This is a genomic window from Chryseobacterium sp. JJR-5R, from assembly GCF_034047335.1.
Lineage (GTDB): Bacteria > Bacteroidota > Bacteroidia > Flavobacteriales > Weeksellaceae > Chryseobacterium.
On record NZ_CP139137.1, the window covers coordinates 1,324,395 to 1,350,453 of the forward strand.

Sequence of the window (26,059 nt, forward strand, 5' to 3'; positions counted from 1 at the left end):
TTTCTATTAATTAAATATCAATATAAATTACAATGAATTCAACTAAAAAAGTACTCTTAATCAATACTCATTTAACTTATCCAAATTGGTCAGAAGGTCTTTTAAATGATGCTTTCAATCAAAAAGCTAAAGAATTTTTCTTAGAAAAAGGTTTTGAAGTCGTAGAAACTAAAGTAGAAAATGGGTATGACGCTGATGAAGAAGTAGAAAAACATCTTGAAGCAGATGTCATTATTTTGCAAACACCTGTTAACTGGTTTGGTGCACCATGGATTTATAAAAAATATGTGGACGAAGTTTTCAATAGCGGATTGATGAGTCAAAAATTTCTTACTGATGATGGGCGCACAAGAGAAGATCCGTCTCGACAATATGGAACAGGTGGAAAATTACACGGTAAAAAATTTATGGTTTGTGCCACCTGGAATGCTCCTGAAGATAGTTTTAATAATCCGGATCAAATTTTGTTTCAGGGTAGAAGTACCGCTGATGTCTTTATACATATTACCAGCAACTACAAATTTTGTGGAGTTGAGATTTTGCCAGGATACAATTGTTACGATATTTTTAAAGACGGAGATCCGGTGAAAGATCTGGAAAACTATCCGGGTCATTTGGCAGCGGTTCTGGATTTGTAACATTGATATATGATTTGATAATCAGCTGTTTATATTTAATCTTTTAACCCTTAAATATTGTTGATTGTATTTAAAAATTTCATATCTTTGCACCACTTTTTGTGGGTGAGGTCTGAAAAGGTAAATTATTATAAATTAATTACTTCCGTATTTTTTAAATCCGCATTGATTCAGACCGTTAAAAAAGAAGGAATACAAATTTTATTAGAAAATGTCAAAAGAGACAAATTCAGCAGAGGTTTTATTAAACCAAAACGTAGCACCGGAACAATTTGACTGGGATTCTTTCGAATCTGGTCTTGATGCAGATGCGAGAAAAGAAAAAAGCGATTTAGAAGAAATCTACAACGGATCTCTTAACAACCTGAGCGATAATGACGTTTTGGTTGGAAGAGTAGTAAGATTAACGGATAAAGAAGCAATCGTAGACATCAACTTCAAATCCGAAGGTGTTATTTCTCTTAACGAATTCCGTTACAACCAGGGCCTGAGCGTAGGTGACGAGGTAGAAGTAATGGTTGACAGAAGAGAAGACAAAACCGGACAATTACAGTTGTCTCACAGAAAAGCAAGAACGCTTAAAGCTTGGGACAGGGTAAACGAACTTCACGAAACTGGAGAAATCGTTAACGGTTTTGTAAAATCAAGAACCAAAGGAGGTATGATCGTGGACGTACACGGAATCGAAGCATTCTTACCTGGTTCTCAGATTGATGTTAAGCCAATTAAAGATTACGATCAGTTTGTAGGTAAAACAATGGAGTTCAAAGTTGTGAAAATCAACCCTGAATTCAAAAACGTAGTGGTATCGCACAAAGCATTGATCGAAGCCGATATCGAAGGTCAGAAAAAAGAAATCATCGCGCAGCTTGAAAAAGGTCAGGTTCTTGAAGGTACTGTTAAGAATATTACTTCTTACGGTGTATTCGTAGATCTTGGTGGTGTAGACGGATTGATTCACATTACAGACCTTTCCTGGTCTAGAGTGAACCACCCGTCTGAAATCTTAGAAGACGGACAGACTGTGAAAGTGGTTATCCTTGACTTTGATGACGAGAAAACAAGAATCCAGTTGGGTATGAAGCAATTAGAGGCTCATCCTTGGGATGCTCTTTCTGCTGACATGAAAGTTGGAGATAAGGTAAAAGGAAAAGTAGTGGTTCTTGCTGACTATGGTGCATTCGTAGAAATCGCTCCTGGTGTGGAAGGATTGATCCACGTTTCTGAAATGTCTTGGTCTACGCACTTAAGATCTGCAGGTGACTTTGTAAAAGTAGGTGATGAAGTGGAAGCTGAAGTATTGACTTTAGACAGAGAAGACAGAAAAATTTCTCTTGGTATCAAGCAATTAAACAAAGATCCATGGGAAAATATCGAAGCTAAATATCCAGTAGGATCCAAGCATGTAGGTACCGTAAGAAACTTTACCAACTTCGGTGTATTCGTAGAATTGGAAGAAGGAATTGACGGATTGATCTATATCTCTGATCTTTCTTGGACTAAGAAAATCAAGCACCCTTCTGAGTTCTGTGCCGTTGGTGATAAATTAGATGTTATCGTTCTTGAACTTGATATCCAGGCAAGAAGATTATCTTTAGGTCACAAGCAATTGACGGACAACCCTTGGGATGCTTTCGAAACCAAATATGCTGAAGGAACAATCCATGCAGGTAAGGCGGTAGAAGTACATGATAAAGGTGCTTCAGTACAGTTTGAAGATGTTGAGGTTGAAGCTTTCTGCCCGTCAAGATTATTGGAGAAACAAGACGGATCCAAAATCAAGAAAGGTGAAGAGGCTGATTTCAAAGTAATCGAATTCAACAAAGAATTCAAGAGAGTAGTGGTTTCTCACACAGGAATCTTCAGAGACGAAGAAAAGAAAAATTCCAGAGAATCTTCTAACAACAGATCTAACAACAATAACATGTCTTCTTCTTCAAACAATGAAGAAAGATCAACTCTTGGAGATATCGATGCATTAGCAGAATTGAAAAGAAAAATGGAAGAAGGTAAATAATCCTTTAATCACTTCATTTGATAATATTGAGCCACTCGTTTGAGTGGCTTTTTTTATTTTAATATTACATTTTCAACCTTAGAAGACAGTTTAAGAATCATAGCTTTACATTTTTTAAGCAGGTTTAAATCTTATTCCGGGATACACGCCAGAAGATCCAGCAGTTTTTTTATGGGTATTCAGATCTGCTTCATCACCTCTGATCTGCAGGATATTGCACTTTAAGCTGAATGTAAACGGGCTCTAATATGAAAAAATATAATGCTTAAAGAAACAGGATTATTCTGATAGCCGATAAAGTAGAGTTATTTTTAAATAAATATAAATAATATGTTATTTTATTATTAAATATTTGTAGATTAGCGACTCTATTAATGTATATGAAAAAAATAGTTTTACCCCTATTGTTTGCAGTTTCTGCAATCATTCCTTCCGTTCTGTTCGGACAAGACAATGAGAAGTTGATTAAAGATTATATTTCTCAAAATAAAATCAGGGAATATAAAAAATCTGATCTTACCGGATTTATTATCGGAAATGTGGATACATCAAAATCAATGAATGGCGATGTTGTAAAATTTCAGCAGATGTACAATGGCTTTCCTGTATATAATGCTGAAGGGACTGTGCTGATAAGGGAAAATAAAGTGGTTTATTATACAGATACATTTTTAAAAGATTATCAGTCGGCAGCCCCGAACAGCGTTTCTGTCAATAAAATTACAGCATTACAAAAAATTGCACAAGATCTGCAAAAACAGGAAATTGGATCTTATCCGATTCTCGGATTTAATGATCCTGACCCGGGAAATATAAAAGTTGTCAAGCAGAGATTAGTATATGTAGAAGATGCGGGAAGCTTAAAACTGGCGCATGAATTTTCTTTTCCTGAACCGGGATCATCGAGTTACTGGGATATTCTGGTAGATGCGTCCAATGGGAAGATCATCAGCAAGTCTGACCTGAATGTATCATGTAATTTCCATCATGATGCTTATTCCCATGATTATGACCATTCTCATAATCACAATGCATTTGTGGGTCCAATTAATAAAACGCAGCAGTCGGAGTCAGCAGTTTCATTTTTAGCACCTGATAACGCTTCCTATAATATTTTTCCGTTGCCGATAGAAGCTCCTACATTCGGATCAAGGTCTGTAGTCAGTAATCCGTGGATTCTTGCAGCATCACCGGAAGGATGGCATTATGACGGAACAACGCGCTATACCAATACAAGAGGGAATAATGTGTATGCTTACGAAGATGGTTCTGCTACGAATATACCAGGGCTTTCTCCGGATGCAGGCGCGTCCAGAAACTTCAATTACCCTTTCAGTATTAATGCAGACCAGTTCAGCAATCAGAATGCCTCTATTACGAACTTATTTTATGTAAATAATAAAATCCATGATATTTTCTACTTGTTTGGTTTTACACCGGCAGCGAGGAATTTTCAGAATGCCAATTTTAGTCTGGGTGGTGTAGGAAATGATTATGTGCAGGCCGAAGCCCAGGATGGCGGAGGAACGAACAACGCAAATTTTGCCAGTCCCAGTGACGGAAACAGGCCAAGGATGCAGATGTTTATGTGGAATACTGTAAACAGGCTGTTTTTTTACAATGCACCAAGTACAGCCGTACCACGCCAGCCGGCAACGGGAGCCGCCCAGTTTGGAAACCCTCTTGATCCTACCGGCGTTACGGGCAATGTTCAGTTATCTTCAGTACTGGATGGATGTACAGCAATACCTGCGGGTTCACTTACGGGGAAAATCGGCTTAGTGGAAAGAGGTACCTGCGCTTTCACCGTTAAAGTTAAGAATGCACAGAATGCAGGAGCAAACGCTGTGATAATTTACAACAATACAGCTAACGGAAATACCATCGGCGGTATGTCCGGGACAGATGCTACCATTACAATCCCGTCAGTATTGATCACCAATACAGAAGGAGAATATATCAAAAGCCAGCTTGCCACGGCTACCACAGTAAATGTTACTTTGAAAGATGACCCCGCCACCAGTGTAACTCCGGATGGAAGTTTTGATAATGGGATTGTCATTCATGAATACGGACATGGAATCTCCAACCGGTTGACAGGAGGCGGAGCAAACTGTCTGAATTCGTCAGCAGATAAAGAACAGATGGGTGAAGGATGGTCTGACTTTTTTGCTTTGATGCTGACTAATAAGCCGGGAGACAATGCTTCTGTTGCAAGAGGTATGGCTACTTATGCTGCCGGACAGGCAAATTCGGGAGGAGGAATAAGGCCTGCTAAATATTCTCCGGATTTTACGGTCAATGACTATACATACGTTGATAGTAACGGAATGGAATATACAAACTCAAGCGGACAGATTGTTCCGGATGTTCATTCCATAGGATTTATATGGGCAACCATGCTTTGGGACCTTCACTGGCAGTATGTTGCAAAATACGGGTATTCTTCAGACGTAACGGCCAATGCAACAAATGGGAGTTCCAGAGTACTTCAGCTGGTTACTAATGCTTTAAAGCTTCAGCCGTGTAATCCTACCTTTGTTGAGGGCAGGGATGCAATTCTGCAGGCAGAATTGGCCATGACACAGGGTGCAGACCGTTGTATGATTTGGAGGACTTTTGCGAAAAGGGGACTTGGGGTAAGTGCTTCTGCAGGGTCCAAAACCAGTATCAATGACCAGGTCCAGGACTTCAGTGTGCCGGCAGACTGTGTACTGGCAACCGATGAAGTAAACGGCGTAAAAAATACAACCATATCCATTTACCCGAATCCGGCAAAGAATGAATTTTTTATCAACTTCCCGGATAAAACATTAGGAAAAGCAAGCGTTGAAATCTATGACATGTCCGGAAAACTGGTTTCTTCCGAAGATAAAATTTCTCCGGATTCAAAGAAAGCCATTTCTACAGAAAAATTAATTAACGGGACGTATATGGTAAAAGTAAAAGGAATCGGTATCGATGCCGCCTCTAAAGTTATCATTAAAAAGTAGTGTTGCACTGAATATAATATTATAATGACTGTTCTTTATAGAATGGTCATTATTATTTTAAAATGAATCACTAAAAAAGTTTTCGGTTGAATAATATTTGTAAATTAGCACCTTTATTAATCAATATGAAAAAGAGAACTCTACCCCTGATTTTTGCTGCTTTGGCAGTATTCTCATCTTCGGATTTATTTTCTCAGGATAATGAGAAATTAATTAAAGACTATATCTCTCAAAACAAAATCAGAGAATTTAAAAAACCTGATCTTAATAATTTTAATATAGATGTAAGTGACCATGCTGAAAGCATGAATGCTGATATTGTTAAAATACAGCAGATGTATAAGGGAATACCTGTATATAGATCTCTCGGTTCTGTTCTAATAAAAAATAATCAGGTTGCTTATTATAATGATTCTTTTGAAAAGGACTATGAAAGCGTGGATCCGAATGTTCCTGCAATTACCAGAGAAGCAGCTTTTAGAGCTGCCGCAAAAGATACGAATATAGAAGATCCAGGTAAAATTGCCATTCTGAATTTCCATGATGCTGATACTAAAGATATGCTGTTTGCAAAGCAACAGTTGGTATATGTAAAGAAAGATCAGAAGCTTATTTTGTGCTATGAATTCACCTTCCCTGAAAAAAAGACTTCAAATTACTGGGACATCTTGGTAAACGCTGCTACAGGAGAAGTTGTTGAAAAAAATGACCTTAATCTGAGCTGCGATTTTATAGATCATCCTTATGAGCATTCCCATGAACATGCGTTAGTGGCATTTCCTTTAAATAAAGAGAATCATCAACAGTCCAGTCTGTTACTTGCTCCGGATAATGCGTCTTATAATGTATTTCCTTTCCCTGTTGAAGCTCCCACATTTGGCTCAAGATCAGTAGTTGCAAATCCGTGGAATCTTACAGCTTCACCCGAAGGATGGCATTCTGACGGAACAACTCACTATACGACTACTCAGGGAAATAATGTTTTTGCCTATCAGGATTTATATGATGATGATCTTTTTTCAGGCATAACACCGGATGGCGGTTCTGGCAGGAACTTTAATTTTCCTTATACGGCAGGGGCACTTGCTTTAACTAACCAGGATGCCGCTATTACCAACCTGTTTTATGCCAATAATATGGTGCATGATATTTTCTATAAATTTGGTTTTACACCGGCAGCAAGAAACTTCCAGAATAATAATTTTGGCTTGGGCGGATTAGGAAATGATTTTGTGAATGCTGAAGCGCAAGATGGCGGGGGTACTGTACCTACAAATACCGTTTCCAATTATAACAATGCAAACTTTGCAACACCTCAGGACGGAGGAAACGGAAGAATGCAAATGTATCTTTGGGTAAATGATTCTCAAAAATTATTCTATAATGCACCTGCTTCTGCAGCAGCAAGAACTCCGGTTTCTTTTACTGCCCAGTTCGGACAGCAGATTACAGGAGTTCCTGTAACAGGCAGCGTTAAATTATCACCCGTTTTAGATGCATGCACTGCTTTACCGTCCGGTTCGTTAAGTGGTTTTATCGGTCTTGCGGAAAGAGGAAATTGTGATTTCAGCATCAAAGTTGAAAATATGCAGAATGCGGGTGCTACAGGTGCTGTTATTTATAATGCTGCATCTTCAGCTGCTCCGGGAAATATGGGTGGGACTAATGCTAATGTTTATATTCTGGCAGAGCTGATCGATAATACAGAGGGTGAGTATATTAAATCCCTGTTAGCCAACAATACAACTGTTAATGTGTCAATGGGATACAGTACAAAACAGGACGGAAGTTTTGACAATGGAGTTATGATTCATGAATATGGTCATGGAATTTCAAACAGATTAACGGGTAATGGCTATTCTTGTTTACAGGCTTCACAAAGTAAGGAACAGATGGGAGAGGGCTGGTCAGATTTTTTTGCATTAATGCTGACTAATAAGCCTGGGGATAATGCTTCTGTTCCTAGAGGTATGGGTACCTATGTGTCAGGTGAAGGTATATCAGGCAACGGTATCCGGCCCGCTAAATATTCACCGGATTTTGCGGTTAATAGTTTTACATATGGAAATACGAATGGAATGGAATTTTTAAATGGATCCACTATGGTTCCTAATGTTCACTCTATCGGTTTTGTTTGGGCAACCATGCTTTGGGACCTTCACTGGCAATATGTTGCGAAATATGGATATGCATCCAATGTGACTTCCAATACAACAAACGGAAGTTCCAGAGTATTGCAATTGGTTACAGATGCACTAAAACTTCAGGTCTGCAGTCCGACTTTCATAGATGGAAGAACTGCAATTTTAACAGCCGAACTGGCAACTACACAGGGTGCAGACCGTTGTATGATCTGGAGGACTTTTGCGAAAAGAGGATTGGGTGTAAATGCTTCTGCAGGATCTAAAACCAACATCAATGACCAGGTTCAGGATTTCAGTGTGCCGGCAGACTGTGTACTGGCAACCGATGAGGTAAACGGCGTAAAAAATACAACCATATCCATTTACCCGAATCCGGCCAAGAATGAATTCTTTATCAACTTCCCGGATAAAACATTAGGAAAAGCAAGTGTTGAAATTTATGATATGTCCGGAAAACTGGTTTCTTCCGAAGAAAAAATTTCTCCGGATTCAAAGAAAGCCATTTCTACAGAAAAATTAATTAACGGGACGTATATGGTAAAAGTAAAAGGAATCGGTATCGATGCCGCAACCAAGCTTCTTATCAAAAAATAGTACGTAATATAATACAATATAATACATCACTTATTCTGACCCGGCACAAGCTTTGCTTGTGCCGGGTTTGTTTAGGCCATACGTCCTAAACAAACCTTATTGAAAATGTCGTACCTTTGCAGGCTGAAAAAAGAATTATGAAGAAGAATATACTGAAAGGAGTTTTGTTTGTAGGGATTGGCGCAAGCATCTATGGGATGTTGGCCACTTTTGTGAAGCTTGCGTATGAGGAAGGGTATACCACTTCGGAGGTAACAACCTCCCAGTTTGTCCTGGGATTAATCGGGCTTTTGCTGCTGAATTTTATCCAGACCATTACCTCTAAAAAAACGCTGCCTTCACCTACCTCAAAAGAAGTAAGGAATCTGATATTGGCCGGAACTTCATTGGGCTGTACAAGCTTATTTTATTATCTGTCGGTACAGTATATCAATGTTTCCATTGCCATTGTTTTATTGATGCAGTCGGTATGGTTCAGTGTTGTGGTGGAAAGTTTTTTAACAAAGAAATTACCCAATGCCAGAAAAATTATATCCGTAATTATCGTTTTAACAGGAACGGTCCTGGCCATCAATCTGATAAACACTGAAATTCATCTTGATGCAAAAGGTATTTTCTGGGGCCTGATGGCGGCGGCTTCTTATACAATGACGATGTTCACCTCCAATAAATTAGCGACTCATTTACCGGTTTTCAGAAAAAGCATCATCATGCTTTGCGGAGGTTCCGTAGTCATTTTTGTTTTCCTGTTTTTTGCTCAGCTCGGGCCTCTTCATTTTGAAGGTTTAAAATCAGTGTATCTGAACTTTACGGATAACACCGAACACATTCATGCGTTCCGGTATTCTATTTTATGGAAATATGGATTTGTTCTGGCTTTATTCGGAACGATTATCCCTCCGATTTTATTTAACATCGGTTTTCCCAATGCAGGATTGGGACTCGGAAGCATCGTTTCTTCACTGGAGCTTCCGGTTTCCGTGACGATGGCTTTTATTTTATTGGGAGAAAAAGTAGTGTTTATCCAGTGGGTAGGCATTGCTCTGATACTTTTTGCGATTGTTCTGATGAATTTACCTTCGAGAAAAGAACCAGCTGTTGCAGAAATATTATGACAACTGCAAAGCCATAAAAAATAACAATGAAAACCGTTCCTTTTGAAGCGGTTTTTTTAATTTTATAGATCTTTAAATTAAATTGTATGAAATATATTAAGAAAGCTGTTGTGGTCATGATGCTGTCCGTAGGTTCCAATGTACTGTTTTCGCAGGTAAAGCCTCTGGATGCAGAACTTGCCAATTATCAATATCCTTATACAGTATATTTTCTCAGTCTTAAATCTCAGAATAATGATCTGAAAATGGCCTATATGGATGTAAAGCCAAAAGCATCCAACGGAAAAACCATTGTACTCTTTCACGGGAAAAATTTTAACGGAGCATATTGGGAAAAAACGGCACGTGATCTTTCGGATAAAGGATTCAGGGTGGTCATTCCGGATCAGATCGGGTTTGGGAAGTCTTCAAAACCTCAGCATTACCAGTTTTCCTTTGCTCAGCTCGCAGAAAATACAAAAGCGGTTCTGGATGAACTGAAAATTGAAAAAGCCATAGTACTGGGACATTCCATGGGAGGGATGGTAGCCACACGGTTTACTTTGCAGTATCCTGAGACGGTACAGAAATTAATTTTGGAAAACCCGATCGGACTGGAGGATTACAAGACTTTTGCATCCTATCAGACCATTGATGATGCGTATCAGTCGGAATTAAAAAACACAGCTGAGTCATACAAAAACTACCAGTTGAAATTTTATTATGACAATAAATGGAAATCTGAATATCAGCCCTGGCTGGACCTGATCGCAGGCTGGACCCTCCATCCTGATTACCCTAAAGTAGCCTGGGATGCGGCACTGACTTCAGACATGATCTATAACCAGCCGGTATGTTATGAATTTAAAAATATTAAAGCCCCGACCTTGCTGATTATCGGGACCAGAGACCGAACGGCAATTGGAAAGGACAGGGCTCCTAAAGAATTACAGGATAAAATGGGGCAGTACCAGGAATTAGGAAAGAAAACGCAGCAGCAGATTCCCGGGTCCAGGCTGCTGGAAATTGAAAATGTGGGGCACCTTCCGCATATTGAAGTGTATGATAAATTCTGGAATGCGCTGTATGGTTTTATAAAATAGCGAAATTGGGCCAGTATCATAGCCCCGATTGCAGCGTAAATCCTTTTTTGAAGGAAAAGATTGCAGCGGAAAGCGGGAAACAGCTCCTGAAAATTAGCCAAGTAAAAAGCGACTGCTCAATAGGAACAGTCGCTTTTCGTATGTATTGTTGTCTGAATTATTTCTTTTTGTAAGCAGCGTCTTTAATTCTCGCTTTCTTACCTCTAAGATCTCTGAAGTAGTAGATTCTTGATCTTCTAACCTTACCTCTTCTGTCAACTTCAATTTTTTGCAAAGCTGGCATGTTGATCGGGAAAACCCTTTCTACACCAATATCACCGCTCATTTTTCTGATGGTGAAAGTTTTTGTAGATCCTGCACCTCTCAACTGGATTACCGTTCCTTTGAAGAACTGAGTTCTTGTTTTCTGGCCTTCTTTAATCTCGTAATACACAGTGATGGTATCACCGGCTTTGAATTCAGGGAATTCTTTTTTTGTAATGTACTTGTCTTGTACGTACTTTAATAAATCCATTATTAATAAATAAAATGTTTAGGCTAAGCAACTTACACGGACTTCGTCAGAGGTTGAATAACAGGTTGCAAATATATAAATACTTTTTAAATATTCAAAATAATTGTTTATTAAAAATAATGAAGTTCCGCATGCAATTCTGACTTAAAATTAACATTTCCTTTAAGTTGCCATCAGCCTTAGTTTATATGGCAGTTATAGTTTTGCCGGGTGATAAAAACCTGTCCGTACATGCTCTGGGCCATACAGTTCACCTTGTAAACGGACCTAAAACTTAAAACTGAAATTTTATGAAACATTATCTTCTCTTTTTCTTCTTTGTCGTCCAGATCGCATTTGGGCAGTCTTTATTTCCCTATCTTCAGAATCCGACACCCAATTCCATGATTGTTACCTGGAAAACGGCATCTAATAATGAAACCACAGTCACGTACGGAACTTCACCGGCTAATCTGAACGTTACCGTTACCGGGACCACCAATATTTTTTCAGATACCGGTTACAATAACAATTATTATTACCATACCGCAAAAATTACCGGCCTTCAGCCGAATACGAAATATTATTATAAAATTAAAACCGGCACCAGCGAATCTGCAGTATACAATTTCCGGACACTTCCTTTACCGGGGCAGGCGGCTACCGCAAACGGGAAAATCCGGTTCCTGATTATGGGAGACAACCAGATCAAGGCTGAACCGAGGTACGATTCCTTAACCTTAAATGCATATAAAAAGCTAAAGGAAAAATTTGGAGCGAATTCAGACCCTTCGGATAATATTGCTTTGACATTTATGGTGGGAGACCAGGTGGATGTAGGCACGCTGGATCATTATGAGAACGTACACTTCAAAAAGAACATCAAACTTTCGCCATACCTTCCGATCCAGACCACGGTGGGAAATCATGAAACCTACGGGACACTGGGAATGAATTCCTATTATGCCCATTTTTATATTGATGAGATTAAGTACAAAAATATCTCTTCGGGAAATGAGAATTATTATGCCCAGCAGGCCGGAAACGTTTTGTTTGTAAGCCTGAGCTCGGAACATACGGGTACCGCACAGCAGACCTGGCTTCAGCAGGTGTTGAATGAAGCCAACAATGATCCTACAGTAGACTGGATTATTTCTTTAAGCCACAGGCCTTACCAGGCGGAGCAATATGTAGGGGATATTTCAACCTGGGTAAGAAATACTGCCGTCCCGCTTCTGACAACATCCAATAAATACCTGATGCATGTAGGAGCCCATCACCATTTATACCACAGGGGACAGTTGAAAAACACCCCGAATTACCAGATCATTTCAGGAGGCACGGCCTGGGACCAATACTGGGGAATGTCCAATGAACAGGATTTTGATGATGTTCAGAAAACATTAACCGACTGGACATATCAGATTGTCGAGGTTGATGTCAATACAGGGAAAGTCGATATCGAGTCTTATTCAATCGGAGGTGTTTACCATAAGAAATACAATGAGCTGGTGGATACCTTTCATCGGTATAAAAATCAGCCTAAGCCTGTCAAGCCGTCGGTTACGAATATTTTTACCGCTCCCGTAACTTTACCTTTAACCTTGAACGGCAGCACTTTTTCAACAACAAACGGGGAATTACTGAACACCACACAATTCCTGATCAGCAAAGCGTCAGATTTCTCTGTGGTTGAAAAAGAACTGTACCGCGATTATGAAAACTGGTTCGGGAAAGACGGAAACGGAACGCCGGATCTCACAAAGAACCTGAATGCCAATGTTGATATTACAAAAGCAGAGATTGCAGCCAATTCAATAACCAACGGGGTCTATTATGTAAAAGTCCGTTACCGGGACAGGAACCTGGAGTGGAGTGACTGGAGCGATGCAAAACAGTTTGAAGTAACAGGAAGTATGGTATCCAACCCGACTTTTACTTTGAATAAAACCGAATATCTTCAGAACGAACCGATTACGGCAACTTTTACAGACGGTCCCGGGAATAACCAGGATTGGGTAGGTATTTATAAGAAAGGGCAGACTCCGGCCTCTGTAACTTCACAGGCGTATGTGTATACCAACGGGCAGACTTCAGGAACGGTTACCATCAATAATGGGTTGCCGAACAAAGGCCAGTATTTTGCAGGGTTCTTTGCCAATAATGGCTACACGGATATTGCGCCCAGAAAAAGCTTTTATGTAGGGCCGAAAGTTGTTTTAAATACAAGTGCAGATGAATATCCCGTAGGCGGAACTGTGGTTCTGAATTTTAACAACGGTCCTAACCTTACAAAAGACTGGATCGGGATTTATAAAATGGGTCAGGTTCCCGGGCCAACACCTTCCGTAAAATGGAGTTATGTAACCACCGCTTCAGGAACGCTTAACTTCACAGGGCTCCCGAAAGGATATTATTATGCCCAGTACTTTCTTGAAGACGGCTACACCTCGGTAGGAGAAAAGGTTTTCTTTAAAGTAGGGGATATTGTAACTGAGCTCTGGACGAACAAACCGGTGTATACATTGGGCGAAAATATTACGGCTTCATGGACAGATTCCCCGGGAATTATCAAAGACTGGCTGGGAATTTATCCGCAAAGTGTGACAACACCTGATGACAATTTTGTTTCATATACCTATTTCGACGGAATCACCCAGGGAACAAAAACCATTCAGGGCACAGCAGTTCCTGCAACGCCGGGCAGCTATTACCTGGTGATGTTTACCAATGATTCCTATACAGAAGTTTCAAACAGGGTTCAGTTCCAGGTTTCCGGGACATCGCTGGGAACAGAGGAAGTGAAGAGCACAGAGAAAAATGTGATTTTATATCCGAACCCAAGCAAGCCGGGTGAGCCGACCTTTATTAAAAGTGATTATCCGATTGAAAAAATACAGTTGATGTCAGTCAACGGGGATTTGCTGTACGAATCTAAAAATATCAACAACCAGCGGTTCTCTCTGGTGAATGAAAATCTTCCGAAGGGAATTTATTTTGTAAAAGTCCATACCAGGAAATTGTTTACGCTGAAACTGATTATCCAATAATAGTTGAGTACAGAATACTCTTAAAAAATTAAAGGTTTTAAGGAAACAGAATTAAATTGGATTAAAAAATGCGCGGGAAAATTTTAATTTTCCCGCGCATTTTATGTTGTGTACATTAATCATCTGTAGATTTTAATGCCCAGGCAATCAGGGGAGCCTGCATGAAAAGCCTTGCAAATCTCCGGTTGTCCGTATTCAGTCCGAATGAATCCCTTCTGTTTTTATACTGGGCAATATTGCCGGGAAGGACAGCTGCGAAAAATCCTGCAACAATTTTTCCCATCGTTTTTCTGTATTTTTCCGGGGTGGCAATCATGGCCGTACCCAGTGCAATCTCCGCAATTCCTGAATACACCACAGTATTATCTTTTTTCAGCGGGACCCATTCCGGGACCTGGGCCTGGAATTCTTTTCTTGCAAAAGTAAGATGCCCTATTCCTGCCGTGATAAGAAATGCGCCGAGCGCAATTCTTGAAATGTCTTTCGTTTCCATAATGTGATATTTAATTGTAACAACTGGTGCATCATACAGTAACCAAAATTCAGACCATGATAAGATATGCATCATGTACACTGTTCTAATATCGGATCTGTTTAATCATTTAAAAATCAAAATTTATCTGTATTACTCGCAGTTGCTGTTTAAGCAGGTCATTATTTTATCCGGAGAATTTTATCTTATGTCAAAATGAATCGCTGTTCTTCAGAATAAAGAAAAAGTATTAAATTAGGCCAACAGAAAAATCTGATATTTCATGATAGATAAAAGAGTAAAAAATGCAAAGGAAGCCATCGCCGGAATTACGGATGGAATGACGCTGATGCTGGGCGGATTCGGGCTTTGCGGGATTCCTGAAAATTCAATTAACGCTTTGGTAGAGAGCGATGTAAAAGACCTTACCTGTATTTCAAACAATGCAGGCGTTGATGATTTCGGCCTGGGGCTGTTGCTTCATAAAAGACAGATTAAAAAAATGATCTCTTCCTATGTAGGCGAAAATGCAGAGTTTGAAAGACAGATGCTTTCCGGTGAACTGGAAGTGGAACTGACCCCGCAGGGTACCCTGGCGGAAAAATGCAGGGCAGCACAGGCAGGCATTCCGGCCTTTTATACCCCGGCCGGTTTCGGGACGGAAGTGGCGGAAGGCAAGGAAGTAAAAGATTTCGACGGCAAGCCGCATATTCTTGAACATGCGTTTAAAGCAGACTATTCTATTGTAAAAGCCTGGAAAGGCGACCATGCCGGAAACCTTATTTTTAAAGGGTCGGCAAGGAATTTCAACCATCCGATGGCTGGTGCCGGAAAGATTACCATTGCTGAAGTGGAAGAACTGGTAGAGCCGGGGGAACTGGATCCCAATCAGGTTCACATTCCGGGAATTATGATCCAGAGGATTTTCCAGGGTGAAAAATTTGAAAAAAGAATTGAACAGCGCACCGTCCGGAAAGAAGGATAACGTCCGGAAAGAAGTTCAATTTTAAAATTCAGCAGTGGAAAAATGAAAGCCTGATAACCAGTACATAGTTTTTCTGACATGTTATTGATCGATATTTCAGAAGAAATTTAATTGAATGGTTCATTTCCGGCTGACGGAACCAGCAGATTATTTCCAAAAATAAAAAGATCGCAGCAGCTTTCAGATTGCCGCATCATCAAATTTTCAAATTAAAAGTATGTTAAGTAAAGAAGATATAGCAAAACGTATTGCCAGAGAAGTTAAAGACGGATATTACGTAAACCTGGGAATCGGAATTCCTACTTTGGTCGCCAATTATGTTCCGGACAATCTTTCCGTAGAATTTCAGAGTGAAAACGGAGTTCTGGGAATGGGGCCTTTCCCTTTTGAAGGACAGGAAGATGCAGATGTCATCAATGCCGGGAAACAGACCATCACCATCCTGCCGGGAGGTTCATTTTTTGACTCCGCATTCAGTTTCGGGATGATCCGCAGCCAGAAGGTAGATCTTACCATTCTCGGAGCCATGGAAGTTTCAGAAAACGGAGACATTGCCAACTGGAAAATCCCCGGAAAAATGGTGAAAGGAATGGGAGGTGCGATGGACCTGGTGGCTTCGGCCGAAAATATTATCGTGGCCATGATGCACGTCAACAAAGCCGGGGAAAGCAAGATCCTTAAAAAATGTACGCTTCCTTTAACCGGAATCAGCTGTGTTAAAAAGATCGTTACCGAATTAGCCGTTTTGGACGTTACACCAGCCGGTTTCAGGCTTGTGGAACGGGCACCCGGCGTTTCCGTGGAGCACATTATAAAATCTACGGAAGCAGACCTGATCATTGATGGTGAAATTCCTGAAATGCAGTTTTAAACAAAGTAAACCTTGTCAATGAACCGACAAGGTTTTTTTTAAGCTTCTTATTCAATACAAAAGAAAGCTATTTTCCATCCTGAGCCCCGAAAACCTTCTGCAGAATACTTGTCGTTCTCATGGCTGGCGTATTTCTGATGCCGCTTTCTTTCTGGGCTACCATCTTGAAAACACCGTTAATGGTTTCGGTAGTTACATATTCATTAAGATCAGTTGTCACCGCCTGTCCTGTAAACGTATTGTATTTTGAAATTAAATTAGACCATACTTTATCTGCACCTACTTTTCCCAGTGATGCTTTTACTTTCGGCTGAAAAGCAGTAAATAGCTGGCTTTGGGTTTTCCCCTGTAAATAGTTCGTAGCCGAATTATCGCTTCCCAGCAGGATATTCTTAGCATCCGTAATCGTCATTGAGGTAATGGCTTTGGTGAAGATCGGGGCCGCCTCTGTTACCGCGTCTTCCGCAGCTCTGTTCAGTAATTTCACGCCTTGGTCTGCCAGGCTTCCCAAACCGATCGAACGGAGGGTTGTATCTATTTTTCTTAATTTTTCGGGCATCAGGATCTTTACAGCTTCATTCTTTAAAAAACCGTCAGTCACACCCAGTTTTTTCACGCCTTCTGTTACGCCGAGGCTTAAAGCTTCTTTTAAACCTGAGGAAATTTGAGTTGAAGTCAGACTGCCGGTATTGACAGGGAAATTTATCCCTGAAGCATTCTGAGTTTTTGTGGTTGTAGTCGTAGCCGTGGAAGTACCGGTGTTTGTTGTTGTTTTTACCGGAGCATTCAGGTCAATTCCGGTTCTGTCTTTTACCTTAGATTTAATCGCATCGAAAATCTGTGCCTGCGCAGAAACTGAAAACAGCAGTATGGCTGCCAATCCAATCGTTTTTCTCATCATTTTACTTTTACAGGATTAGATGTTTTATTTTTTAATAAGTTAAAGCTTACTAAATTTTAGGAAAATAATTATCTTAGCCCAAACCTAATCCAGTACGATGATACGCTCAGCTTTTATACTTTTTATACTTTTGTCAAATACATTTTTTTCCCAGCACCGGTTAAATTTAATTCCTTATCCGCAGAAAGTTGAGCTTCAAACGGGAGAATTTGTTATTCCTGAAATAATGTCCCTGGATAAGGCGCTTCCAAAAGAAGAAACCGAATACTTTAAAAAGAAATCGAATTTAATCTTGAAATTTCAAAATTCCGGAAAGCCAAGCGCACATCTGGTATATTCCCAATTGACAGACTCAAAAAACTCAAAGCAGAATGACGAGTTTTATTCCCTGGAAATTACTTCCAGACAAATTTCAATTCAATCCTATACAAAGCAGGGTTATTTTCTGGCGCTTCAAACATTAATTCAGTTATTTGAAGAATTTAAAGAAAGCAAAAAGATCCCGGCCATGAAAATTGAGGATGAGCCGAGGTTTGCATGGAGGGGGATGCATCTTGATGTCTGCCGCCATTTTTTTACGGTGAACGAAGTAAAGCAATATATCGATTATCTGGCCATGTATAAGCTCAATACGTTTCACTGGCACTTAACCGATGACCAGGGTTGGAGAATCGAAATCAAAAAATATCCGAAACTGACACAGATCGGTTCAAAACGCAAAGAATCCATGATTGGAGCGTATGTTGACGATACCTATGACGGAAAACCGTACGGGCCGTTTTTTTACACACAGGAACAGATTAAAGAAGTGGTAAAATATGCTCAGGAAAGGCATATTAATGTAGTTCCGGAAATAGAAATGCCCGGCCACGCACTGGCTGCCTTATCGGCATATCCGAAACTGGCCTGTACCAAAGGGCCTTTTGAGCCGGCTACGAAATGGGGCGTTTTTGATGATGTCTTCTGCCCGAAAGAAGAAACATTTACATTTTTGGAAAATGTACTGGATGAAGTGATGGCGCTTTTTCCTTCACCATATATTCACATCGGCGGCGATGAATGCCCGAAAACAAGATGGAAAGAATGTGCACATTGCCAGGCTTTGATTAAAAAATATAACCTCAAAGATGAGCATGGCTTGCAAAGTTATTTTATTCAGAGAATTGAAAAATATGTAAACAGCAAAGGCAGGAAAATCATCGGCTGGGATGAAATTCTGGAAGGCGGATTGGCTCCGAATGCGGCTGTGATGAGCTGGACCGGGATCAAAGGAGGAGTGGAAGCTGCCAAATCAGCTCATTTTGCGGTGATGACTCCGGGTTCCTACTGTTATTTTGACCATTATCAGGGCGATCCGCAGACGGAACCTAATGCTTTCGGAGGTTTTACGCCTCTGGATAAAGTATACTCTTACCATCCTGTTCCTGAAGAGCTGAATGCTGCACAATCCGAATACATCCTGGGTGTACAAGCTAATTTATGGACAGAATATATCCTTGATTTTAAACAGGTTCAATACATGATTTTCCCAAGGTTATTTGCACTTTCCGAAGTAGGCTGGGGGACTTCTAAACCGGAAAATTACAAGGAATTTGAAAACAGGGCGGTTCAGCATTTTAAAATTTTAGATAAACTGAATATTAACTATGCGAAAAGCATCTACAATATTTCCGGAAAGGTAATTCCTGATCATAAGGGTGTTTCTTATGAACTTTCAACATCGCAGAATCCGGACGGCATTAAATTTACGATTGATGGAAGCAATCCGGTATCAAATTCAGCAACCTATCAGGATCCGATACCGGTTTTAAAAGCGATAACCATAAAATCTGCTTATTTTGAAAATGGAGAACTAAAATCTGCTGTTTCTTCCCAGGATTTTTCCCCTTCAAAAACAACTGGGAAAAAGATCATTTTAGAACATCAGCCCGGAGAAAATTATGCTTTTGGCGGCGCATTCACTTTAGTTGACGGAATTACCGGAAATGTAAAGCAACTGGGGAAAACCTGGCTGGGTTTTCAGGGGAAAGATGTGGTGGCAACCATCGATTTCGGACAGAACATGCCATTTTCAGAAGTGTATTTCAATACGCTGGATAATAAGGGAAGCTGGATCCATCTGGCAAAATCAGCGACGGTTTCTCTTTCGGATGATGGTAAAAACTTTAAAATAATCAAAGAAATCGGAAGAGAGGAAATTGTTTCGGCAAAAGGAAAAATCAATCTTAAAGTCGGAAATCAAAATTCTAAATATATCAGAGTCAAGATAGAAAATGCAGGGATTATTCCGGCAGGAAACCCGGGAGCAGATTCAAAAGCATGGTTGTTTGTGGATGAGATCGGAGCGAAATAAATGTACGCTTATTATTCATTGTATGAATACACTATTAAAATGATAATCTAAACTTTAAAAAATGTCTTCAAGAAGAAAATTTATAAAAACAACAGGGATATTGTCATCCGCACTCCTTTTAAACCCCTTGGATCTGTTCGCTGAAAACAGTCCTCAGCATAATACAGCGGTCAATAAGCCTGTCGTTCTTTCTACCTGGGATTTCGGTTTGCGGGCTAATGAAGAAGCGTGGACTATCTTAGGAAAAGGCGGAAGGTCTATGGATGCCGTTGAAAAAGGGGTACGCTTGATAGAGCTTGATCCGAATGAGAGAAGTGTCGGTTATGGCGGACGTCCGGACAGAGACGGCAGAGTGACGCTGGATGCCTGCATCATGGACGAAAATTATAACATCGGTTCGGTAGCCGGCCTGGAAAATATCAAGAACCCGGTTTCTGTAGCAAGAGCCGTGATGGAAAAAACGCCCCACGTTATGCTCGTAGGCGACGGTGCTCTGCAGTTTGCCCTTTCACAAGGCTTTAAAAAAGAAAACCTCCTGACGCCTGAATCTGAAAAAGAATGGAGAGAATGGCTGAAAGACAGCAAATACAAACCTATTGTAAACATTGAAAATCATGATACCATCGGGATGATTGCTATGGATGCACAGGGCAACCTTTCGGGAGCCTGTACCACGAGCGGAATGGCTTTCAAAATGCACGGAAGGGTAGGTGATTCGCCGATTATCGGAGCCGGATTGTTTGTTGATAATGAAGTAGGCGCAGCAACCGCAACCGGCCACGGTGAAGAAGTAATCCGGATGGTGGGAACTCATCTCGTAGTGGAACTGATGAGGCAGGGCAGGCATCCGCAGGAGGCCTGCAAAGAAGCAGTGGAAAGGATTGTGAAAATTACCAAAACAAGGAATAAAAACCTGAAAGATATCCAGGTCGGCTTTATTGCCATCAATAAAAAAGGGGAATACGGTTCGTACTGTATGCAGGACGGATTTAATTTTGCGGTCCATGACCGGAAAGGAAACCGGCTGGAAAAACCTGAATTCGCACTGAAATAATAGCAATAAGCAATAAATTTTCTATAAATTATAAATTCAAATGTCAAAAATAGAAATCGCCTGTTTCAACCCGGAATCTGCAATGGTTGCTTTTGAAAACGGTGCCGACAGAATAGAGCTCTGCGACGGATTAGCCGAAGGCGGAACAACGCCTGATTTTGAAACCGTGAAACAGCTCAGGCGAAAAATAAGCATTCCGCTTTTCGTGATGATCCGTCCCCGGGGCGGAGACTTTACCTATTCCGATGCCGAATTTGAACAGATGAAAAATGACCTGACCCAATTAAAATCTCTACAGGTCGATGGTTTTGTATTCGGGATTTTAGACGAGAATGATGAGGTAAACACGGAACAGAATAAAGAGCTGGCTGAACTTGCAAAACCTTATCCGTGTACGTTTCACCGGGCCTTTGACCGGGCCAAAGATTTAGAAAATTCTTTGGAAAAAGTAATTGAATGCGGTTTTACAACCATTCTCACATCCGGGCAGAAATCCAATGTTTCTGAAGGAAAAGAAAACCTGAAAAAACTGGTCGAATTATCTGCCGGAAAAATAGAAATCCTTGTCGGAGGAGGTCTGCGTTCCACAAATATTGAAGACATCAGGGATTTCACTAAAGCTGAATATTTCCATTCTTCTGCAATTACGGATGGCGGTGCTTTTGCGGATGCGGATGAGGTGGCTGCTTTGAAGCATACTTAACCTTTTTATTTTTAAATACAAAGTTTTTATGATGAAAAAGATAAGACGACAACTCACATTGTTTGCTGATAAAGCGGATGCTTTGGAGATAGAATATATTCGAAGTGAGTATAATCCTATACAAAAAGCAATGATTGATTGTCATATAACGCTTTGCAGGGAAGATGAGATTACACATTTAGACAAAGTACTGGTTAATTTATCTGCTTTAAAATTTCACCAACTGATATGTCAGCTTGGCAAGCCAAAACTTTTTGAGGATGAAAAGGGAATTTTTATTCCTGTATATGATAGTGAATCTCAATTTAATGAACTCAGAACACGCATTCTGAAAAATGGTATCGAAGCTCCACGGATACAAAATCCACATATCACGCTTTTACACCCAAGAAATTCAGTATGCTCCCAAGATATTTTTATTGACATAGTAAAAAGACAATTGCCGGCTCAGCTTACGTTTAAGACAATATCATTAATAGAGCAGAAAAATGATGAAAAATGGAAAATACTGCGAACATTTAAACTCTTGAATTAATGTTTAATAAATATTTCATCTTGTTCATTTCCTTACTAAGTTTTACAATCAAAAGTCAAACTTCTGTCAGAAATTTAAATCAGGAAAAATGGCAATTTAAAAATGCAAAAGAAACTTCCTGGCAGGCTGCCACGGTACCCGGAACGGTTCATCTTGATCTGCTGGATCATCAAGTAATTCCAGATCCTTATAAAGATGAAAATGAGAAAAACGTCCAGTGGGTAGAAAATGAAGATTGGGATTATCAGGCTTCATTTAAAATTTCACCAGAAGAGCTTGAAAATCAGAATGTTGATCTGGTGTTTAACGGATTGGATACGTTTTCTGAAATTTATCTGAATGGAAAACGGTTGAAGAAAACGGATAACATGTTCAGAAAATGGGAAATTCCGGTGAAGCAGTATTTAAAAACTGGGGATAATGTACTGCAGGTTAAATTCAGGTCTTCGGTAAATGCCGGAAAAGAATTAGCGAAAAAAGTCCCGTTTACAATGCCGGAATCTCCGCGAAGCTTTGCCAGGAAAGCACAATACCAGTTCGGATGGGATTGGGGTCCCAGACTGGTAACAGCCGGAATCTGGAAAGACGTACAGCTGAATTTCTGGAACCGCGCTAAAATAAAAAACGTAAGGATAGAGCAGAAAACAGTAACCGGCAAACCGGCAGAATTACAGATCCACACTGAAATTATTGCTCAGCGGGCCGGGAAATACAGTATTTCAGTAAACAAAAATATTCAGAATATTTCTTTAAAACAGGGAGCAAATACAGTTTCAGTCCCTTATCAGATCAAGAACCCGAAACTCTGGCAGCCTAACGGATGGGGTGAACCGAAGTTATATGATTTAAAAATTGCTTTATATAAAGACTCTGAAATTATAAGTGATGTAACGGAAAAAATCGGTTTAAGAACCGTTGAGCTTGTTCAGGAAAAAGATGCGGAGGGCAAATCTTTCTATTTTAAAGTCAATGGTAAACCGTTGTATGCAAAAGGAACCAACTGGATTCCTTCCGACAGTTTTACCCCAAGAATTACAAAAGAAAAATACAGGAAGCTGATCAGAGACTGCAAAGAGGCCAATATGAACATGATCCGTGTGTGGGGCGGCGGCATTTACGAGGACGAAGAATTCTACAGAGCCTGCGACGAAAACGGGATTCTGGTCTGGCAGGACTTTATGTTTGCAGGCAGTTTTTATCCGTCTGATGAAGATTTTCTCAACAATGTAAAAGAGGAAGTCAAAGACCAGGTCAAGAGGCTTCAGAACCATGCATCCATCGCGTTGTGGTGCGGGAACAATGAAATTGACGAAGCCATCGTCAACTGGGGCTACCAGAAGCAGTTCAAATATTCCAGGGAAGATTCATTACAGGTCTGGAAAGATTATAAAAAGCTCTTTCATGAATTTATTCCCCAAACACTTGATGAAGTTGCCGGAAAAGGTCAGGCGATCTATTGGCCGAGTTCGCCGTCAATCGGGTGGGGCCATAAAGAAAGCTTAACCGAAGGGGATTCTCATTATTGGGGCGTCTGGTGGGGCGAGCAGCCGTTTGAAATCTACAATGAAAAAGTTCCGAGATTTGCTTCGGAATACGGCTTTCAGGGAATGCCGGGCCTTGAAGCCGTAAAATCCATGTTTTCGGGAAAACCGGACTTAAGTCTGGAAAATCCAACCATAAAGGCACACGAGAAAAATTCCCGGGGCTTTCAGATTATTGATGAATACATGAAACGTGATTATACCGTTCCTAAAGATTTTGTGAAATATAATTACGTATCTCAGTTGCTGCAGGCCCGTGGGATGCAGACAGCCATTGAAGCGCACCGCCGTGCAAAACCGTACAATATGGGAACTTTATACTGGCAGCTGAATGACTGCTGGCCGGTGATTTCCTGGTCATCGGTTGATTATCTGGGCAACTGGAAAGCACTGCATTACCAGGTTAAGAGAAGCTTTGAAGGCCAGGTAGTTTTAACGGAAGAGAAAGGCGGAATGCTGAATTTTTACGGAATTAATGATGATTTCATGAAGTTTAATGAAGTCTATGTGAATTTCGATATTATTAAATTCAACGGTGAAAAATTAGGTTCGGCAGGAACTGCGGAAGGTAAAGGTTTAAATGATAACGGTATCGTAAAGTTTGATCCGTTTTCACTTGAGGAGATCATCGGGAGTTCAGACAGGAATGAGGTTTTTCTCAATATTCACATGAAGGACAAAAACCAGAAAATTATTGCCCGGAGTACCCATTTCTTTGCAAAACCGAAAGATTTAAAACTTACCAAACCCAATCTTAAAATCAGGAAAATTTCTTCCACGGAAATCGAAATTTCCACCGATGTCCTGGCAAAAGATGTTTATCTGATTGGAGATGTACATTTCAGCGACAATTTTTTTGATTTGCTCCCGAAAATGTCAAAGCGAATTATCCTGTCAAAACCTCTGGGAAAAATTGAGGTAATGAGCCTCTGGGATACGATGAATGAGTAATTCTGTGCTTGTGATCTGAATCAAATAAAGCAAAGCCAAGAATCTCAGGTTCCCTTAAAATCCTGAAAGTTTAAAATGCATATAAATATAAACACATTCCTAAAATCTCAATACATCTTAATGGTTCACTTAAAGAAAGATCTTCATTCAGGAGAATAGAAAACAACTGTTGCATTAAAAAATTACATGGCACTCTCAATTAAGATAGATTTCCATTCCCTAACTGAAAAATCAGCCGTAAATTTGCACCAGATTTATAAAAAGCAATGGTAAATTTTGTTCTGATCGCAGTATGCATTATCGCAGGGATGGTTTTCAAAGCAACAAAATCCATCCATCCTGATGCGCACAAAGGCATCAATACATGGATCCTCTACCTCGCGTTGCCTGCCGTTTCGTTCAAATATTTACCGAAGCTTCACTGGACCAGTGAAATGCTTTTTCCGATCATCGCCACTTTCCTGACTTCGGTTTTCTGTTTTTTCTTTATGATGTTTTACAGCAGGAGCAAAGGCTATTCCAGGCGGTCGAGAAGTACGCTGGAGTTGGTAAGCGGTTACAGCAACACGTCATTTCTGGGCTTTCCGCTCGTTTCCGCGTTTTATGGCGAGAGCCTTTTGAGCATTGCGGTCATCTGTGACCAGACCATGTTTTTCTCCCTTTCCACGTTGGGGATCATAGCCGCGATAAAGGGCGGAAGCAAATCAGGCAAAGTAAGCGCACGGCTGATCTTAAAACGGCTGCTTACCTTTCCGCCGTTGATGGGATGTATCGCCGCATTGATTTTATCCCAGTTTATCGATTTCACCTGGGCAGAACCATTCTTTGATAAACTGGCAGCCACCGTAAGCCCGCTGGCTCTGTTTTCGGTCGGATTACAGCTGAAATTCAACGGCTGGAAAAAATTAATCCCGCAAATGTCCGTTTCAATGCTGTACAAATTAATTTTAGCGCCCGCCGTTACTTTGTTGCTTGCCTTGCTTTTCGGCATAAAAGGGAATATTGCCAGAATCACTATTTTTGAATCGGCAATGCCGGCCGTTTTAACGTCAAGCATCATTGCAGAACAGTTCAGGTTGAATACCAAACTGGCCAATTTAACCATCGGATTCAGTATCGTTGCCGGACTGTTTACTTCCGCATTCTGGTATCAGATTATTAAAGTCCTGTTCTGAAATAAATCATACTGAAAGAAGTAAGCATCTGTTATTTTCCCATTACCCATTATTTATTTTCAGGAGCTGTTTCCCGCTTTCCGCTGCAATCTTTTTTTCAAAAAGGATTTCCGCTGCAATCGGGGCTAGGGTCGAGGCGGGTTTTATTACTGGTAATATAAGGTATTTAATTCACCAACTCAAAGTCATAAAGGAAAATAAAATCAACAGCATCTTACCACTGTTCCACGGAAGTAAATTGCTGTGGACAGGCATAACAGAATCAGCGTAATATGAAGAGGTTCATTTTAATCTGATCTTCGCTTTAAAATTCATCTTTTTTCCTGTCTTTTGAACAGTGAATAAAGTGAAAATAAAACTGTTCATTATTTTTGCCTCGGAAAATGTAAAAT

At 40.2% G+C, this 26,059-nt stretch carries 18 protein-coding genes; 15 read left to right on the forward strand and 3 right to left on the reverse strand.

Annotated features, from left to right (window positions below):
- The first annotated feature begins 32 nt into the window (after nucleotides 1-32).
- The 6 genes from SD427_RS06120 to SD427_RS06145 all read left to right on the forward strand — a co-directional run bounded on the left by SD427_RS06120 (nucleotide 33) and on the right by SD427_RS06145 (nucleotide 10,583).
- On the forward strand, nucleotides 33-638 hold the full coding sequence (locus tag SD427_RS06120) for an NAD(P)H-dependent oxidoreductase (RefSeq protein ID WP_320560393.1): 606 nt from the start codon (nucleotides 33-35) through the stop codon (nucleotides 636-638).
- 211 nt (nucleotides 639-849) lie between these two features.
- Complete coding sequence (rpsA, locus tag SD427_RS06125; protein WP_320560394.1) at nucleotides 850-2,655, forward strand: 30S ribosomal protein S1; 1,806 nt, start codon at nucleotides 850-852, stop codon at nucleotides 2,653-2,655.
- Between the two features lie 380 nt (nucleotides 2,656-3,035).
- On the forward strand, nucleotides 3,036-5,648 hold the full coding sequence (locus SD427_RS06130; RefSeq protein ID WP_320560395.1) for a T9SS-dependent M36 family metallopeptidase: 2,613 nt from the start codon (nucleotides 3,036-3,038) through the stop codon (nucleotides 5,646-5,648).
- Nucleotides 5,649-5,773: 125 nt separating this feature from the next.
- A complete protein-coding gene (locus tag SD427_RS06135; RefSeq protein ID WP_320560397.1) occupies nucleotides 5,774-8,386 on the forward strand; it encodes a T9SS-dependent M36 family metallopeptidase in 2,613 nt (870 codons plus the stop codon).
- Nucleotides 8,387-8,520: 134 nt separating this feature from the next.
- Entirely contained in the window at nucleotides 8,521-9,501 is a 981-nt protein-coding gene (locus SD427_RS06140; protein WP_320561022.1) for a DMT family transporter, read from the forward strand.
- A gap of 86 nt (nucleotides 9,502-9,587) precedes the next feature.
- On the forward strand, nucleotides 9,588-10,583 hold the full coding sequence (locus tag SD427_RS06145; protein WP_320560398.1) for an alpha/beta hydrolase: 996 nt from the start codon (nucleotides 9,588-9,590) through the stop codon (nucleotides 10,581-10,583).
- A 157-nt stretch (nucleotides 10,584-10,740) separates the two neighbouring features.
- Here SD427_RS06145 and rplS read toward each other — a convergent pair whose 3' ends face one another.
- A complete protein-coding gene (rplS, locus tag SD427_RS06150; RefSeq protein WP_027386339.1) occupies nucleotides 10,741-11,097 on the reverse strand; it encodes a 50S ribosomal protein L19 in 357 nt (118 codons plus the stop codon).
- 290 nt (nucleotides 11,098-11,387) lie between these two features.
- Here rplS and SD427_RS06155 point away from each other — a divergent pair, with 290 nt between their 5' ends.
- A complete protein-coding gene (locus SD427_RS06155; RefSeq protein WP_320560399.1) occupies nucleotides 11,388-14,126 on the forward strand; it encodes a fibronectin type III domain-containing protein in 2,739 nt (912 codons plus the stop codon).
- 115 nt (nucleotides 14,127-14,241) lie between these two features.
- Here SD427_RS06155 and SD427_RS06160 read toward each other — a convergent pair whose 3' ends face one another.
- Entirely contained in the window at nucleotides 14,242-14,619 is a 378-nt protein-coding gene (locus SD427_RS06160) for a hypothetical protein (RefSeq protein WP_320560400.1), read from the reverse strand.
- Between the two features lie 262 nt (nucleotides 14,620-14,881).
- Between SD427_RS06160 and SD427_RS06165 the strand changes: the two genes are divergently transcribed.
- Both SD427_RS06165 and SD427_RS06170 read left to right on the forward strand, forming a co-directional pair.
- Entirely contained in the window at nucleotides 14,882-15,583 is a 702-nt protein-coding gene (locus SD427_RS06165) for a CoA transferase subunit A (protein WP_320560401.1), read from the forward strand.
- Nucleotides 15,584-15,800: 217 nt separating this feature from the next.
- Entirely contained in the window at nucleotides 15,801-16,454 is a 654-nt protein-coding gene (locus tag SD427_RS06170) for a CoA transferase subunit B (RefSeq protein WP_320560402.1), read from the forward strand.
- 67 nt (nucleotides 16,455-16,521) lie between these two features.
- Here the strand turns inward: SD427_RS06170 and SD427_RS06175 are convergent, their stop codons facing one another.
- Nucleotides 16,522-17,352, reverse strand: coding sequence for a DUF4197 domain-containing protein (locus SD427_RS06175; protein ID WP_320560403.1), 831 nt, complete (start codon nucleotides 17,350-17,352; stop codon nucleotides 16,522-16,524).
- Nucleotides 17,353-17,485: 133 nt separating this feature from the next.
- On the opposite strand from SD427_RS06175, the gene SD427_RS06180 reads away from it, so the two are divergent.
- The 6 genes from SD427_RS06180 to SD427_RS06205 all read left to right on the forward strand — a co-directional run bounded on the left by SD427_RS06180 (nucleotide 17,486) and on the right by SD427_RS06205 (nucleotide 25,667).
- Nucleotides 17,486-19,708: a beta-N-acetylhexosaminidase gene (locus SD427_RS06180; protein ID WP_320560404.1), complete on the forward strand. Its 2,223-nt coding sequence runs from the start codon at nucleotides 17,486-17,488 to the stop codon at nucleotides 19,706-19,708.
- Between the two features lie 61 nt (nucleotides 19,709-19,769).
- The gene (locus tag SD427_RS06185; RefSeq protein WP_320560405.1) at nucleotides 19,770-20,762 is read left to right on the forward strand and encodes a N(4)-(beta-N-acetylglucosaminyl)-L-asparaginase; all 993 of its coding nucleotides are present in this window, start codon (nucleotides 19,770-19,772) and stop codon (nucleotides 20,760-20,762) included.
- Nucleotides 20,763-20,802: 40 nt separating this feature from the next.
- Nucleotides 20,803-21,465, forward strand: coding sequence for a copper homeostasis protein CutC (locus tag SD427_RS06190; RefSeq protein ID WP_320560406.1), 663 nt, complete (start codon nucleotides 20,803-20,805; stop codon nucleotides 21,463-21,465).
- 28 nt (nucleotides 21,466-21,493) lie between these two features.
- Complete coding sequence (locus SD427_RS06195) at nucleotides 21,494-22,000, forward strand: hypothetical protein (RefSeq protein WP_320560407.1); 507 nt, start codon at nucleotides 21,494-21,496, stop codon at nucleotides 21,998-22,000.
- Complete coding sequence (locus SD427_RS06200) at nucleotides 22,000-24,492, forward strand: beta-mannosidase (RefSeq protein ID WP_320560408.1); 2,493 nt, start codon at nucleotides 22,000-22,002, stop codon at nucleotides 24,490-24,492. The genes SD427_RS06195 and SD427_RS06200 overlap by 1 nt, the downstream gene beginning before the upstream one ends.
- Nucleotides 24,493-24,758: 266 nt before the next feature.
- Nucleotides 24,759-25,667, forward strand: a complete 909-nt coding sequence (locus tag SD427_RS06205) for an AEC family transporter (protein WP_320560409.1) — start codon at nucleotides 24,759-24,761, stop codon at nucleotides 25,665-25,667.
- Nucleotides 25,668-26,059: the final 392 nt, after the last annotated feature.

Coding starts and splice junctions, on each gene's coding strand:
- SD427_RS06120 (WP_320560393.1), top strand. CDS start 33: ATGAATTCAACTAAAAAAGTACTCTTAATCAATACTCATTTAACTTAT.
- rpsA (WP_320560394.1), top strand. CDS start 850: ATGTCAAAAGAGACAAATTCAGCAGAGGTTTTATTAAACCAAAACGTA.
- SD427_RS06130 (WP_320560395.1), top strand. CDS start 3,036: ATGAAAAAAATAGTTTTACCCCTATTGTTTGCAGTTTCTGCAATCATT.
- SD427_RS06135 (WP_320560397.1), top strand. CDS start 5,774: ATGAAAAAGAGAACTCTACCCCTGATTTTTGCTGCTTTGGCAGTATTC.
- SD427_RS06145 (WP_320560398.1), top strand. CDS start 9,588: ATGAAATATATTAAGAAAGCTGTTGTGGTCATGATGCTGTCCGTAGGT.
- rplS (WP_027386339.1), bottom strand. CDS start 11,097: ATGGATTTATTAAAGTACGTACAAGACAAGTACATTACAAAAAAAGAA.
- SD427_RS06155 (WP_320560399.1), top strand. CDS start 11,388: ATGAAACATTATCTTCTCTTTTTCTTCTTTGTCGTCCAGATCGCATTT.
- SD427_RS06160 (WP_320560400.1), bottom strand. CDS start 14,619: ATGGAAACGAAAGACATTTCAAGAATTGCGCTCGGCGCATTTCTTATC.
- SD427_RS06165 (WP_320560401.1), top strand. CDS start 14,882: ATGATAGATAAAAGAGTAAAAAATGCAAAGGAAGCCATCGCCGGAATT.
- SD427_RS06170 (WP_320560402.1), top strand. CDS start 15,801: ATGTTAAGTAAAGAAGATATAGCAAAACGTATTGCCAGAGAAGTTAAA.
- SD427_RS06175 (WP_320560403.1), bottom strand. CDS start 17,352: ATGAGAAAAACGATTGGATTGGCAGCCATACTGCTGTTTTCAGTTTCT.
- SD427_RS06185 (WP_320560405.1), top strand. CDS start 19,770: ATGTCTTCAAGAAGAAAATTTATAAAAACAACAGGGATATTGTCATCC.
- SD427_RS06190 (WP_320560406.1), top strand. CDS start 20,803: ATGTCAAAAATAGAAATCGCCTGTTTCAACCCGGAATCTGCAATGGTT.
- SD427_RS06195 (WP_320560407.1), top strand. CDS start 21,494: ATGATGAAAAAGATAAGACGACAACTCACATTGTTTGCTGATAAAGCG.
- SD427_RS06200 (WP_320560408.1), top strand. CDS start 22,000: ATGTTTAATAAATATTTCATCTTGTTCATTTCCTTACTAAGTTTTACA.
- SD427_RS06205 (WP_320560409.1), top strand. CDS start 24,759: ATGGTAAATTTTGTTCTGATCGCAGTATGCATTATCGCAGGGATGGTT.